The organism is Vibrio navarrensis, from assembly GCF_000764325.1.
In the GTDB taxonomy this organism is placed as follows: Bacteria; Pseudomonadota; Gammaproteobacteria; order Enterobacterales; family Vibrionaceae; genus Vibrio; species Vibrio navarrensis.
On sequence record NZ_JMCG01000001.1, the window covers coordinates 1,162,701 to 1,176,987 of the forward strand.

General features: G+C 50.7%; 13 protein-coding genes. 8 read left to right on the plus strand and 5 right to left on the minus strand.

Translation table 11 applies throughout. The features are described from left to right. Position 1: 1 nt before the first annotated feature. Positions 2-586 (minus strand): 5'-deoxynucleotidase, encoded by a 585-nt coding sequence (yfbR, locus tag EA26_RS05310; protein WP_039424995.1) that lies wholly within the window; start codon positions 584-586, stop codon positions 2-4. Positions 587-664: 78 nt separating this feature from the next. Beyond that, complete coding sequence (locus EA26_RS05315; protein WP_039424998.1) at positions 665-1,879, minus strand: pyridoxal phosphate-dependent aminotransferase; 1,215 nt, start codon at positions 1,877-1,879, stop codon at positions 665-667. A gap of 242 nt (positions 1,880-2,121) precedes the next feature. Between EA26_RS05315 and EA26_RS05320 the strand changes: the two genes are divergently transcribed. The 7 genes from EA26_RS05320 (at position 2,122) to EA26_RS05350 (ending at position 9,602) form a co-directional block, all read left to right on the plus strand. Continuing rightward, complete coding sequence (locus tag EA26_RS05320; RefSeq protein WP_039425001.1) at positions 2,122-3,444, plus strand: isochorismate synthase; 1,323 nt, start codon at positions 2,122-2,124, stop codon at positions 3,442-3,444. After that, positions 3,441-5,144, plus strand: a complete 1,704-nt coding sequence (menD, locus tag EA26_RS05325) for a 2-succinyl-5-enolpyruvyl-6-hydroxy-3-cyclohexene-1-carboxylic-acid synthase (protein ID WP_039425002.1) — start codon at positions 3,441-3,443, stop codon at positions 5,142-5,144. The genes EA26_RS05320 and menD overlap by 4 nt, the downstream gene beginning before the upstream one ends. Beyond that, complete coding sequence (menH, locus tag EA26_RS05330) at positions 5,107-5,898, plus strand: 2-succinyl-6-hydroxy-2,4-cyclohexadiene-1-carboxylate synthase (RefSeq protein ID WP_052079622.1); 792 nt, start codon at positions 5,107-5,109, stop codon at positions 5,896-5,898. The genes menD and menH overlap by 38 nt, the downstream gene beginning before the upstream one ends. Positions 5,899-5,924: 26 nt before the next feature. Continuing rightward, complete coding sequence (gene menB / locus EA26_RS05335) at positions 5,925-6,791, plus strand: 1,4-dihydroxy-2-naphthoyl-CoA synthase (RefSeq protein ID WP_039428787.1); 867 nt, start codon at positions 5,925-5,927, stop codon at positions 6,789-6,791. Positions 6,792-6,902: 111 nt separating this feature from the next. After that, on the plus strand, positions 6,903-7,889 hold the full coding sequence (menC, locus tag EA26_RS05340) for an o-succinylbenzoate synthase (RefSeq protein WP_039425005.1): 987 nt from the start codon (positions 6,903-6,905) through the stop codon (positions 7,887-7,889). Further along, positions 7,886-9,325 carry an o-succinylbenzoate--CoA ligase gene (menE, locus tag EA26_RS05345; RefSeq protein ID WP_039425008.1) on the plus strand — a complete coding sequence of 480 codons (1,440 nt, stop codon included), beginning with the start codon at positions 7,886-7,888 and terminating at the stop codon, positions 9,323-9,325. The genes menC and menE overlap by 4 nt, the downstream gene beginning before the upstream one ends. A 97-nt stretch (positions 9,326-9,422) precedes the next feature. After that, entirely contained in the window at positions 9,423-9,602 is a 180-nt protein-coding gene (locus EA26_RS05350; protein ID WP_039425011.1) for a hypothetical protein, read from the plus strand. Here the strand turns inward: EA26_RS05350 and EA26_RS05355 are convergent. The 3 genes from EA26_RS05355 to EA26_RS05365 all read right to left on the minus strand — a co-directional run bounded on the left by EA26_RS05355 (position 9,599) and on the right by EA26_RS05365 (position 13,113). Next, positions 9,599-10,528, minus strand: a complete 930-nt coding sequence (locus EA26_RS05355; RefSeq protein ID WP_039428788.1) for a YeiH family protein — start codon at positions 10,526-10,528, stop codon at positions 9,599-9,601. The two genes, EA26_RS05350 and EA26_RS05355, sit on opposite strands and share 4 nt — an antisense overlap. Before the next feature lie 104 nt (positions 10,529-10,632). Continuing rightward, positions 10,633-12,507 carry an MFS transporter gene (locus EA26_RS05360; RefSeq protein WP_039425015.1) on the minus strand — a complete coding sequence of 625 codons (1,875 nt, stop codon included), beginning with the start codon at positions 12,505-12,507 and terminating at the stop codon, positions 10,633-10,635. Between the two features lie 15 nt (positions 12,508-12,522). Beyond that, the gene (locus EA26_RS05365) at positions 12,523-13,113 is read right to left on the minus strand and encodes a TetR/AcrR family transcriptional regulator (RefSeq protein WP_039425017.1); all 591 of its coding nucleotides are present in this window, start codon (positions 13,111-13,113) and stop codon (positions 12,523-12,525) included. 245 nt (positions 13,114-13,358) lie between these two features. On the opposite strand from EA26_RS05365, the gene EA26_RS05370 reads away from it, so the two are divergent. After that, a complete protein-coding gene (locus tag EA26_RS05370; protein WP_039425019.1) occupies positions 13,359-14,231 on the plus strand; it encodes a Tim44 domain-containing protein in 873 nt (290 codons plus the stop codon). Positions 14,232-14,287: the final 56 nt, after the last annotated feature.

A 14,287-nucleotide genomic window follows, 5' to 3' on the forward strand; every position in this document is an offset into this window, starting at 1 on the left:
ATTAACTGATTTCGTCGAGCGATAACTCGAAACTGGGGGCAAAGGTCTGCAGGAAATAGACCATTTCCGGCGTTTCACGCTCGGCTAAAGTGATGTCTAGTCGTTTCTTAGCCAAGGCAAATTCGTGATTGCCAGCACTGAGCTCTTCTAAACATTTTAGGTAGGCGCAGATCGAGTCGGCTTGCTTTACAATGTTGGCTTCGTCTTGCGGTGCTTCTTCTGAGAGTAGGAAAGGACGAAAATCGTCCTGAAACTCTTCAGGCAGCATCGACAGGAGCTTTTTTTCCGCCGCTGCTTCGATCTTTTTATACTCTTTGGCAATGTCAGGATTGTAGTACTTCACTGGCGTTGGCAAATCCCCAGTCAATACTTCGCTGGTGTCGTGGTACATCGCCATCAGAGCAACTCGTTCTGGGTTGACATTGCCAGCGAATTTCTTGTTTTTAATCAGCGCTAAAGCGTGAGCGACAAACGCCACTTGCAGGCTATGCTCCGAGACGTTCTCGGTGGAGACAGAGCGCATGAGCGGCCAGCGTTGGATCAATTTCATTCTGGCGAGATGGGCAAAAAAATGGCTTTCTTTCATCACAGACCTCATCGACAGCAAACAAAAAGGTGTTCCAGAGGGAACACCTTTAAGCATATGAAAGTTTTACACTAATTACTACTGTCGATAAGTGTGTAAGAAACGTTCGAAACGGCCGATCGCGGTTTCGAGATCTTCAATGTGCGGCAAAGTCACGATGCGAAAGTGATCGGGTTTGGGCCAGTTAAACCCAGTTCCTTGCACCAACAGCACTTTTTCTTGCACTAGGAAGTCGAATACCATCTTCTGATCGTCGGTGATGTTGTACTTTTTCACGTCGATTTTCGGGAAGAGATACATCGCGCCTTTCGGTTTAACACACGACACACCGGGAATTTGATTGATCAGTTCCCACGCGCGATCACGCTGTTCCAGCAAACGTCCGCCCGGTAAAATGAGCTCATTGATGCTCTGATACCCCCCGAGCGCAGTCTGGATGGCGTGCTGCATGGGTACGTTGGCACATAAGCGCATCGACGCCAGCATGTCCAACCCATTGATGTAACCTTGAGCCAAATGCTTTGGTCCGGTGAGGAACATCCAACCGCCACGGAAACCGCACACACGATAGGCTTTCGACAGACCGTTAAACGTCATCACCAGCACATCGTCAGTCAGCGTTGCAACCGAGGTGTGCACGGCGCCGTCGTACAGCACTTTGTCATAGATTTCATCGGCAAAAATCATCAACTTGTGTTGGCGAGCAATTTCGATCATTTGCAGTAGAAAATCTCGGCTGTAAACCGCCCCTGTCGGGTTATTGGGGTTGATCAGCACGATACCGCGCGTCTTAGGCGTGATTTTCTTTTTCATGTCTTCGAGATCAGGATACCAATCCGACTCTTCGTCACACAAATAGTGCACCGCTTTGCCGCCAGAAAGCGACACGGCCGCCGTCCACAATGGATAGTCTGGCGCTGGCACTAACATTTCATCACCGTTGTTCAGCAGCGCTTGCATCGCCATTACAATCAGTTCAGACACACCGTTACCCACGTAGACATCTTCGACATCAAGCGAGCGAATTCCCTTGCGCTGATAATGCTGTACAACCGCTTTACGGGCGGAGTAGATACCTTTGGAATCGCAGTAGCCCTGAGAGGTTGGCAGATTACGAATCACATCGACCAGAATTTCATCAGGGGCGTCAAAGCCAAACGGGGCGGGGTTTCCGATATTGAGTTTAAGGATTTTATGCCCTTCTTCTTCCATGCGTTTAGCATGTTTGAGTACCGGACCCCTGATGTCATAGCAGACATTATCAAGTTTTGACGACATCCCGATATTTTGCATTGTATAATTCCTGAAAAATCGATAATTTCTTTATTAAAGCACACTAACTTGACATTCTTTAGGATAAAAATCTACAGCAAAGTGCAATTAACCCTAAAGTTTCTGTAATACGCACTTTCTGTGTTTGAAAGAGCGCTAACGAATGAGCGCCTGTTATCACAGGATCTGGTAAAAGATGTCCTACAACCTTGATTTGATCAGGGTCTATCAATAGAGTAGCGACAGTATTTCTTTATCCTCTAATGTTCGAGGTCGATTTGTCGTATTTTCATCAAGCCATTGGCCAACTGATTGAACGAGTCAAAAATGCTGGAGAGGACGAGAGCCGTCTGATTGAGCCCATCGACACCGCGCTGAAATTCACCTTAATTGATTGGCTTGAAGCGCAGCCTATTTTCCCTAAATTCTATTGGCATTCTCGTGATGGCCGCGAACAGGTGGTGGCGCTTGGCCAACTGCATACGTTTACCGAGCCAGCACCTGCTTACGCAATTTTGGCTCCGGGGCAGCGGGTGTGGGGAGGGCGTTCATTTGATGGACTGAGTGAGAAAAATCGTCGCTGTATGTCCTCATTTTTCTTTTTGCCGCAGATCGAACTACTTCAACAAGATGGCAAGCTTTCCCTTGCGGTCAATTTGGGCGCTGAGCGTTCCCGCTTACTGGCAAGTTTACGCAAGCTGGTGTGCGACGTTCCACTACTGGCGCCGCTGGCTGCGCACATTGGCCACATCGATCATTTGCCAAGTCAGGATCAGTGGCAGAGTTTGGTAGATAAGGTGCTGCACGGCATTGAGCAAAATGCTTTTAAGAAAGTGGTGCTGGCGCGTAAAACCAGCGTGCAGCTTGATACGCCATTGTGCGCCTCGCAGTTGCTTAAAGCCAGTGCTCAGCACAATCATCACAGTTTTCATTTCATGTTAAGTCTAGATAGAAAACACAGTTTCATTGGCTCAACGCCAGAACGGCTCTATCTCAGACACGATAGAGAACTGCATACCGAAGCGTTAGCTGGGACGATTGGCCGCGGCGTTAATGCCACGCACGATCTCGAACTGGCCAATTGGCTGGCGCAAGATGCTAAAAACCTCAACGAAAACCAATATGTGGTGGATGACATTGTCGAGCGTTTGACGCCACATGCCGAGACGGTGCAAGTGGAAGCGGAGCCGCGTTTAGTGCGTTTGCGCAAAGTGCAGCATTTGAAACGTGATATTCATGCCCACCTTAAAGAAGGGATCAATGGCGTGCAGCTTCTCTCGGCGCTGCAACCGACGGCGGCGGTGGCTGGATTGCCTCGTCAGGCATCGATGCAGTTTATTCTCGACAATGAGCCATTTTCTCGCGGCTGGTATGCCGGTTCGGTCGGCTATTTGAGCCATGATAAAGCGGAGTTTTGTGTCGCTATCCGCAGCGCATTGCTCGTCGATGACGAGTTACAACTGTTTGCGGGCGCAGGCATCGTCCCCGGTTCGATTGCTAAGCACGAATGGGCCGAGTTGGACAAGAAAATGTCCACCTTATTATCACTCATCGCAGAGTACCCACCGCTGGGTGTTGCCTCATGAAACACGACCAAGCGCTATTAAATCGAGTTTGGTGCCAAGTTCTGCTGGAAGAACTGTGCCGTTTTGGTGTGCAACAGGTGTGCGTGGCTCCGGGCTCTCGCTCGACGCCGCTGACCTTAGAAGCCGACGCTAACCCGAAGCTTCATTTGCACACTCATTTTGATGAACGTGGATTGGGCTACTTGGCTCTCGGTTTAGCCAAAGCCAGTGGTAGGCCAGTGGCTATCATCGTCACTTCGGGAACCGCCGTCGCCAATTTGTTGCCAGCGGTGGCAGAAGCGGGCCTAACCAGCGAGAAATTGGTGCTGCTTACGGCCGATCGGCCTGTTGAGCTGGTGGATTGCGGCGCCAACCAAGCGATTCGCCAAGTGGGCATTTTCGCTTCTCATGTTTGCGCCGAGCTGGATTTGCCCAGCCCTAACACCTCGATTGGTCTGCCCTGGCTGCTGACTTCGGTTGATCAAGTCATGCACCGACAAGCAGTCGCCGGGCACGCGGTGCACATCAATTGTCCTTTCCCCGAACCACTTTATTCCGATGGCGAAAAAGCGCTCTACGCCGAGTATCTCGCACCGATTGCCTCTTGGTTGCGCAGTGAGCAAGTTTATAGCGCGCAATCACTTCATCTGCACAACACCTTGCCCATTGGCGAGGCGTGGTGGCAGAAAAAAGGGCTGGTGGTGATTGGCAGTTTGCCTCTGGCGGATGCGCAAGCGGCGTTGGCCTTCGCCAAGCAGCTTGGCTGGCCAGTGCTGTGTGATGTGCAAAGTGGCGTAACCTCTGAGTGGTCAGGGTATGATATCTGGCTACAAAACCCGAAAGCCTCGGCGCAACTTGCACAGGCGGAGTTGGTGGTTCAGTTTGGCAGCCGTCTGGTGTCAAAGCGCTGGAATCAGTGGCTACCAACGCAGATTTCGAGTCAATGCACCTATTGGTATATCTCTCCTCAGTTGGAGCGAAATAACCCAGCACATCTTCCGCAGCGACACTTTGTCGCCAGCGCGCAGCAGTGGCAGTGCCAAGCACTGAGTGAATGGCACTGCCACTCGCCGCATGCGGGCTGGGCAGACGAGCTGAAATGGTACTCGCAGCAAAGCCAATGGGTCGCCGAAAAAATTGCCAAGCAGCCAATCAGTGAGCTCTCTCTTGCCTGCCAACTTGGGCAATGGGCAACGAGTGCAACGCTTTTTCTGGGCAACAGTTTATTTGTGCGCTTAGCGGATATGGTGGCTCGGTTAGATGGCCGGGCTGTGTTTACCAATCGCGGCGCGTCGGGTATTGATGGCCTATTTGCTACCGCAGCGGGTGTGCAGCGCACGCAGCAACAGCCGCTTCTGATGATTTTGGGTGACACTTCTGCGCTGTATGATCTCAACTCTTTAGCGCTGTTTGCCCACAACCCACTTCCGGCGGTGCTGGTGGTGGTTAATAATGATGGCGGCGCGATTTTTGATCTCTTGCCTGTCCCTGCGCAGCAAAGGCAAAGTTTGTATCAAATGCCACACGGCTTTGGTTTTGAGTTCGCTGCGCGTCAGTTTGCTTTGGCCTATGCGCAGCCACAAAACTTGACGCAATGCGGGCAAATGATTGAGCAGCATTTGGCCTCTGGCCAAGGCACCTTGCTGGTGGAAGTGAAAACCGCGCCACTTGAAGCCAGCAACGATGTTAAGGCTCTTTGCCGTGCCGTTGCCGAGCTCTAGTGTGACCGCGCCCACCTTGGTCTATTTACACGGCTTACTTGGTAGCAGCGCCGATTGGGCAGCGCTGCAAGCTTGCCTCACTGAGTTTGAGCACATCGCTATCGACTTGCCGGGCCATGGCGTTCACCAAGCGGTGCGCTGCCAAGATGCCCTTGCATGCGGTGAGTTTGTCGCGCAGCAAGTGCAATCGGTGATTAATCCCGGCACGCCACTGATTCTGCTCGGCTATTCGCTTGGCGCACGCATTGTGATGCAAAGTCTGGTGAGTGGCCTGTTTGCCCAACTGAATCTGCAAGGGGTCATTTTGGAAGGCGGCCATTTTGGCCTTGCTTGTGTCTCAGAGCGAGAAGAGCGGCTACGAGCGGATACTCGCTGGGCAAATCGCTTTCGCCACGAACCCATTGAGCAGGTATTGTCCGATTGGTATCAACAGCCGGTATTTTCCTCACTAAACCATGAGCAAAGACAAACTCTGATAACAAAACGTAGTGCTAATCTTGGCGCTGCCGTAGCAGATATGCTGTTATCGACTTCTCTTGGCAAGCAAGCGAACTTGCTAGCCGATATTCAGGCTCTTTCGCTGCCAGTGCATTATGTATGCGGTGCAAAAGACACAAAATTTAGCACATTGGCGTTGCAAAGCGGTTTGCCTTGTACGCCAATCAGTCAGGCGGGCCACAACGTTCATCAGGAACAGCCTATGGCGTTCGCGAAAACGGTCCGCGCATTTATTCAATCGGTTTATCAACGATAACCACAACGAAAACAATGGGAATCACCATGGCTAAAACCGTAGGCATCACCGAAGAAGAACTCTACGCCCCAGTCAGTTGGAACGACTGCAGCGCAGGCTATGAAGATATTCACTATCACAAGTCGGAAGATGGCATTGCTAAAATCACCATCGCGCGTCCCCAAGTGCGTAATGCATTTCGCCCGCAAACCGTTAAAGAGATGATCCAAGCGCTTGCAGATGCTCGCTATGACTCTAACGTCGGTGTGATTATTTTGACCGGTCTAGGTGAAGACGCGTTCTGTTCTGGCGGTGACCAAAAGATTCGCGGCGATTACGGCGGCTATAAAGATGACTCCGGTGTTCACCACCTAAATGTGCTTGATTTCCAACGTGATATTCGCACTTGTCCGAAACCCGTTATCGCCTCTGTCGCAGGTTGGGCGGTCGGTGGTGGTCACGTGCTTCATATGATGTGTGACTTAACCATCGCGGCTGACAACGCGCAATTTGGCCAAACTGGCCCTAAAGTCGGCTCATTTGACGGAGGGTGGGGCGCTTCCTACATGGCGCGCATCGTCGGTCAGAAAAAAGCGCGTGAGATTTGGTTCTTGTGCCGTTTCTATAACGCGCAAGAAGCGTTGGATATGGGGCTAGTGAACACTGTTGTCCCTGTTGAAGAATTGGAAAAAGAGACGGTGCGCTGGTGCCGCGAAGTGCTGCAACATAGCCCGATGGCTCTGCGCTGTCTGAAAGCGGCCCTCAACGCCGATTGTGATGGCCAAGCGGGGCTTCAAGAGTTAGCGGGTAACGCCACCATGATGTTCTACATGACCGATGAAGGTCAGGAAGGACGTAACGCTTTCAACGAGAAACGTCGACCTGATTTCAATAAGTTCCCGCGCAATCCTTAATCGCTGAGAACTATCGGCCGCAGCGCAGTGACTGGTTGCGTTGTGGCCGCACTTTTCTGCTCTTTGTTGTGCAACAAAGAGCAATTGGCGTTAAGAGATCAAGGAATAATCATGAAATCAGCCAAACTTTTTCGTTATACGCTGCCGATGGACAGCGGCGTGATTTTAAGAGATGAAAAGCTGACAGAGCGAGTCGGCTATGTTGTTGAGCTAAACCTGAATGGGCAACGAGGCTACGGTGAAATCGCCCCTTTACCCGGTTTCAGTCTCGAGTCGGTCGAAGAGGCTGGCCTGCAGGCGCAAGCCCAGCTTGAACTTTGGCTAGCCGGGCAAGCGTTAGAGTTTGATGCTTTGTATCCATCGGTTGCGTTTGGCCTGTCGATGGCGCTGTTGGAGCTCTCGGGAGCCTTTCCTGTCGAGGGAAATTACCTTGCCGCACCTTTGTGTACTGGCGATCCTGACGAACTGCTGCCTATTTTGAGTGCCATGCCGGGAGACAAGGTAGCAAAAGTCAAAGTCGGTTTGTATGAGCCGATCCGTGACGGCATGTTGGTCAATCTGTTTTTGGAAAGCATCCCAGATCTCACGCTGCGTCTGGACGCCAATCGTGCATGGACGCCGGGAAAAGCCAACAAATTTGCCCAGTACATCACCCCCTCTCTGCGTCAGCGCATCGTTTTCATTGAAGAGCCGTGTCAAAAGCCGGGCGACAGTTTGTCGTTTGCCATTAACACTGGTATCGCCATTGCGTGGGATGAAACCTTGCAAGAGGCGGTGAAACGAGACGATTTTCGTCTGGAGGATTTAACCGGCGTGAAAGCGATCGTCATCAAGCCGACCTTGATTGGCTCTGTGCAACGCTGTATCGGTTTGATCGAGCGTGCTCAGGCACTTGGTATTAAAACGGTTATCAGTTCAAGCCTGGAATCGAGCTTAGGCCTGAGCCAGTTGGCACGTCTGTCCCACTGGAAACTGCCGAATGTCACTCCGGGATTAGATACCATTGGCCTGTTTAAAGCGCAGTTGCACGTAGCGTGGCCGGGTTGTGAGCTGCCAGTGATGCCTCTTGCTGAGCAGAACTTGGTTTGGCAGTCATGAACAAGGATACAGTGCCTGCGGCACTGCCGATGTGGCGCCATTGGGCGCAAACGACCCCTTTTTCGCAGGCGCTGAAGCTGCCTGCTTGCTCGCTTACTTGGCAGCAATTAGCGCAAGTGGTCGATAGCTACGCCGGATTCTTAGCAGAGCAGGGCGTTACAAGCGATGAGGTGGTGACGCTGATTGGCAAAAATCGTGCGGAAAGTGTCTTGCTCTGTTTAGCCGCGCAGCAGTTAGGCGCTTTGGTGGCGTTTGTTATGCCCGCTCCAGCGAAGGTGCTGACAGCAAAACTTAACGCGCTTTACCGCCCTGAGCAGCGCCGTTTTATCTATTGCACCGCTTTGGGCGATTGCCCAGAGGTCGACGTTCAGCAAGATTGGGCTCAGCTGCCACGTTTTCATCCGCAACTGCTGCACATGGCTGCATCAGACACAGAGCCGATGGCGTATCATTCTTCTCGCTTGGCAAGCGTGCTTTTTACCTCGGGTTCAACTGGCGCGGCCAAAGCGGTAGCGCACACCCATGCGCAGCACTTTGCTTCTGCACAGGGTTTACTGCAAGAGTTTTCCTTTACCTCGCAAGATTGCTGGCTGCTTTCTCTGCCGCTTTACCATGTTGCTGGCGTCGCCATTGTTTATCGTTGGTTGCTGGCGGGCGCGACGCTGAAAATCGGCCAAGGCAGACTTGCCGACGACATTTTGTCGGTCACGCACGCTTCTCTGGTCGCAACGCAGCTCAAGCGCTTGCTGGATACCGATACCAGTCTATCGCTCACGCATGTCCTTCTGGGGGGCAGCCATGTTGAGCATTCGCTTGCAACCCGAGCGCAGCAGCAAGGGATTGAAACTTGGCTCGGCTATGGCATGACTGAAGCGGCTTCAACCGTTACGGCCAAGGCAATCGATGGTATGAGCAATGCTGGGCATGTGCTGAAAAATCGCCAAGTGAAATTGGTTGAAGGACGGATTTATATTGCCGGACAAACCTTGGCGCAAGGCTACTACTATCAAGGTGCATTAACGCCTCTTACCGATGAGCAAGGCTGGTTTGACAGCAAAGATCTTGGTGAATGGCAGGATGAGGAGCTGCGGATCGTTGGCCGAGCGGACAACTTGTTTATCTCCGGCGGAGAAAACATTCATTGCGAAGAGATTGAAAGTGCGTTGTGTCAGCACGCTGAGATCGCAGCCGCGATCGTAGTGCCGATTGTCGACGACGAGTTTGGTCATCGCCCTGTCGCGGTGTTGCAATCCACGGCACTCTTCGCCAAACCCATCTACGATGCGCATTTAATGGGGAAACTGGAAAAATTCAAGTGGCCAGTCGCCTACTATCTATTGCCCGACTCACTACAAAGTGGCGCGATTAAACCAGCACGTCATGAGATCAAACAGTGGCTGGCACAAACGCTCGCAGAGGGCCATTTGGCGAATTAGTCAATTTAGGAATGATTTAGTCGCAAAGGGAATTTCGCTTAGTTATAACTGTGAATCATAATCATCTAGGTTTTGAAGATGATAAAGGTATAAGGTTATGGCTAAGCGAATTCTATTCGGTGTCGTACTGTTGCAAATCGGCGTCGCGCTCAGTAGCGAAGGGCTCTATCGCTCGCTAGCGGAATTAACGGCCTTTCTTATTTTGTCGGCGTTGTTTGTGCTGCATCGCCAGCAAACGCTTGGCAGTAATGGCATCACTCAATCGACGGAGAGCTAACGGAGCAGCAGCCAACCGAGTGATGTGCTCGATATCACCAGCCACAAACCGATACCGAACAGCAGCGGTTTTGCGCCCGCGCTTTTGAGTTTTTCCACCGAAATGCTGCACCCAATCAAAAACAGACATACAACCAATGCCTGCTTCGCTACAGCAAAGATACCTTGATAGATCCAGTCAAATTGCGGCAGGGTATCGCTGATGCCAATTGCCACGCAGTACCACAAGATAAAATAGGGGATAACAACCCGCTTGGTTTTGTTGTCGCCTTTGCGCTGAAACAGCCAAGCGCTGAGAAGTGCGATCGGTACTATCCAGAGCGCTCTTGCCAATTTTAACGTTGTTGCCGTGGTGAGTGCTTGCTCTCCATAAGCCGAAGCGGCACCAACAACGGAAGAAGTGTCGTGAATGGCAATCGCCGTCCAAGTGCCAAACGTCTGTTGATCTAAATCCAGCGCGTGACCAATCACCGGAAACAGAAACAGCGCCAGAGAGTTGAGCACAAAGACGGTCGCTAGGGCGAGCGCGATCTGATCGTCTTTTGCTTTCATCGCAGGTGCCACGGCGGCAATAGCGCTGCCACCGCAAATCGCCGTACCTGCCGAGATCAGATAAGCGGTAGTGCTTTCTAGTCTGATCATCTTGGCTATTAACCAACCTAAGCTCAGTGTGCCAAAAATGGTGGCAACAATTAACCCGATACCATCGGCAGTGACGGCCAATGCCTGCTCGAAATGAATGCCAAAACCAAGGCCAACTATCGAGTAAGCGAGGAGCTTTTTGGTGTAAGTCGAGATCGGTAGATGAGAGGGCACTAAACCAGTTGTCGCTAAGAGAAAGCCGATCACCAGTGCCATCGGCGAGGAGACAAATGGCGTAAGGCAGCTAAGTAGTGCAAGGCCAAAGACAAGCAAGTTTGTTTTCAAGAGAATCAGCGCAATCAAGGATCGGGGCGACAGTATAGCGTAACACCACGATCAGCAAGTCTTAATGAATTGAACAAGCGTTCATATAAACTGAACGCTTGCGGTTATTTCCAATCACCGCGCAGTGCCTGCACTTTCTCCTGCATCAGTGACGCTGAGGCTTCACTGGGTGGTACAGGTGCGCCAGCTTCTATCTCCAAGCGAGACCAAAAACGCTGTGGCAGACCCTTACACGCCCTGCCTCGAGCACGACTGAAAAAGCTGCCCCACAACCCTTTGATTGCCATTGGTAGCACAGGAACCGGGCTGCGGCGTAAGATGATGTCAATACCGCGCATAAAGGGCTGGATATCTCCATCAGGGGTTAACCGTCCTTCAGGGAAGATGCACACAATATGGCCTTCGCTCAACGCTTGTTCTACGTCATTAAAGGCTCGGCGTATCGAACTGCGGTTAGACGCAGAAATGGGGATCACCCCCGCGGTGCGCAAAAAGCGATTCAAGAGCGGCAAAGAGGCGTACTCTTCTTCCATCACAAACCGGATCAATCTCGGGCAGACTGCACTGAGCAGTAACGCGTCCATATAGCTGACGTGGTTGCACACGATGAGCATTCCGCCTTGTTCGGGCAAGTGGTGCAGATTCTTGTGTTTAACGCGATAGAGAGTGTGGGTCAGCAGCCAAACCAAAAAACGGACGACAAACATAGGTGCAGACAAGAACAGGTATGCCGCCACGAGTAAGTTGAGTAACGCGAGCAGAGCAAACAGCGACGGAATACTCATCTCAATCACACTCAGGCAAATAATACCGAGAATGGCGCTGGCGACCATAAACAAGGAGTTGATGATGTTCAGCCCGGCGATCACCTGCGCCCGCTCGTTCTCTTTAGCGCGATGTTGCATCAGTGCGTACAACGGCACAATAAACAGTCCGCCACAAGCGCCAATCATCAACAGATGAAAAAACAGAGGCCAAAGTGATTCAAAGCCAATGAATTCAGCGAAAGTTTGGAACTGAGGTAAGCCATCTGGAATGGCGGTGGCCATTTGGTAACCGAAAATGGTCATGCCGACAGCTCCAATTGACACAATGCCCACATCGATACGCTGTTTGGAAAGTGTGTTACACAACAGAGAGCCGAGCGCAATGCCGACGGAAAAGAGTGCCAAAAGAAATGAGACTGCGCTCTCGCTGCCATTGAGGTAGTGCTGGGTAAAATTAGGAAACTGAGTCAGATAGGCAGCGCCCAAAAACCAGAACCAACTGATCGCCAGAGTGGCCTTAAAAATGACCGGATCCGCTTTGCTGATAGAGAGCGTGTGCTTGGTCTGGCGATAAGGTTGCCAGCGAAACTTAATATTGGGCGCGCTGGCCGCTGCCATCGGAATCGCGCGACTCGAAAGGTAGCCAAACAGAGCGAAAATCACCACACTCAGCGCAGCGATGTATTTTGCCTGTTCAGCAGAAGCGATGATCCCTGCGCCAAGCGTACCAAGCAAAATAGCGATAAAGGTACCCGCTTCAACCAGCGCATTACCCGGCAACAGCTCTTTCGTTGTTAACTGTTGCGGCAATAAGGCGTATTTGACTGGCCCAAAAAACGCCGATTGGGTGCCCATCAAAAAAAGTAAAAGCAGCAAAACGCCGTAGCTTTCGGTAATAAAGCCAATTGCGCCAAGCAGCATGATGACAATTTCAAATAATTTAACTTTGCGGATAAACCACGACTTTTCGTATTTATCGGCCAAAACACCGGCGGAGGCAGAAAATAGGAAAAAGGGCAGAATAAAAAGTCCTGCCGCTAAATTGATAAATAGATTGCTTGAAACTGGCAGCGCGCCTGTGCCCGCAAAGGCAACAAACAGCAACAAAACATTCTTAAAAATATTGTCGTTAAAAGCGCCGAAGAATTGTGTGACAAAATAAGGCAAAAACTTTCGTTGCGTTAACAGCGAAGGTTGTCGATTGCGGGACATGATTAAGCCTTGTGGTTACCAGTTGGCAAGATAATTAGACAATAGGTTGTTAATCAGCTGTTTGCCATCTACCGGTTCGGCTGAGAAAAACTTGTCGTCGACGCTCAAGAGTGTAATGCCATGCACGCCGGACCAAAGCACTCGGCTGGCTTGCAAAACTTCAGAAGGGCTATGCTCAGGGCTTATCTGGATGAGTAAAGATTCCAGCATGCCTGTCATGTGATCAATTCGCTTCGCTTGCCACTCTGGCAGCTCAGCGCCGTTCATGTTGTGTTCGAAAATCAGTTGCCAACGGTAGGGGTTACGCTGGGCGAAATCATGGTAGCAGTAGGCGAGATTAAACAGCGCTTGCTTACTGTCTGGCGAATTTTGCATGGCGGTCATGGCTTCGTTAGACAGTTCATCCAAGGTCTGAGCAATGGCATGGAGCAAGAGCAAATTGTAGTTACCAAAAACATTAACCAAAGTACTGGGCACATAACCAATCATGTTTGCCAATTTGCGCAAACTGAGTTCGTGATAGGAATTTTCGCTGAGGAAATCTTTTACGGTTTGAAGGGTTAAGGCAACCAGTTCTTCTCTGGTGTGATCGTTTCTACGGGCCATTTTCTGCTACTACAAATTGAACAATGTTCAATATTTTAGACGTGTCTGATATACCCGTCAATAATTCATCACGGTGTAAATCCTTCTCTATAGCAATATTCTGATACAAGTCCAATTATCGCCAGCATTTAAAAGCAACTAAGATACTTGTATGATTCCAAGTGACCAATTCTCTTGCTAGTGTGCCAATACTTGGCCTTCCCGAGGGTTGGAATTTGTTTCAATCAGATAACAAAAGGATAAAGATGAAACGTTTATTATCGATTGTTGCCCTGCTCATCGTCTCTGTCGCGGTAATGCCGATTGCAGAAGCGAAAAAGTTTGGTGGCGGTAAATCGCTCGGTAAGAGCTACAAAACCGCGCCAGCACCAAAACAACAGCAGCAGGATACCAACACCATCGGCAAAGATCAGGGTGCGAAACAGGGTTCGAAGAAAGGTCTTATGGGCGGAATCCTAGGGGGATTGTTAGCAGGTGGCTTGCTGGCGGCTTTCTTCGGTGGTGCGTTTGAAGGGATCCAATTTATGGATATCCTGATTATCGGCCTGATTGCCTTTATCATCTTTAAACTGATGCGTAGCTTGCTTGCCGCCAAGCAGGGCAGTATGAATCAGCATCGTCAACAGCCTGCATTTGGTGGTCAAGCGCCTAAGTTTGAGCAAGCCAATGTACATAATTTTGAACAAACTGCGGGTTCTTCATCCAATGGCAGTTTTGGTTTTGCCAACCAATCTGATGTGCCGCACAACTACCCACCAGGGTTTGACCAAGTCGTATTTGTCAATGGTGCGCGTGAGCACTATCGAACGCTGCAAGGTGCGTGGAACCACAATCAACTGGATACGATTGAAGAGTATGTCTCACCAACACTGTTTGCCGATCTGAAAGCAGAGCGTGAAAAGCTCGGTGGAGAGCAGCATACGGAAGTGATGTACGTTGATGCACAGATCGTTCGCGCCGAGTACGACGCCACTAAAGCGCAGTTGAGCTTGCAGTTCAGCGGTCGCTATCGTGATGCGGTTGAAGGCATTGAAGAAGATATCGAGGACATTTGGCACTTAGAGCGTGATCTCACCCAAGACAACGCGCCTTGGCTGATTGTCGGTATTCAGGGATAAAACAACCCACTCCAATTTAGTCTTAATAAAATCCCGCTCACATTGGTGAGCGGGAT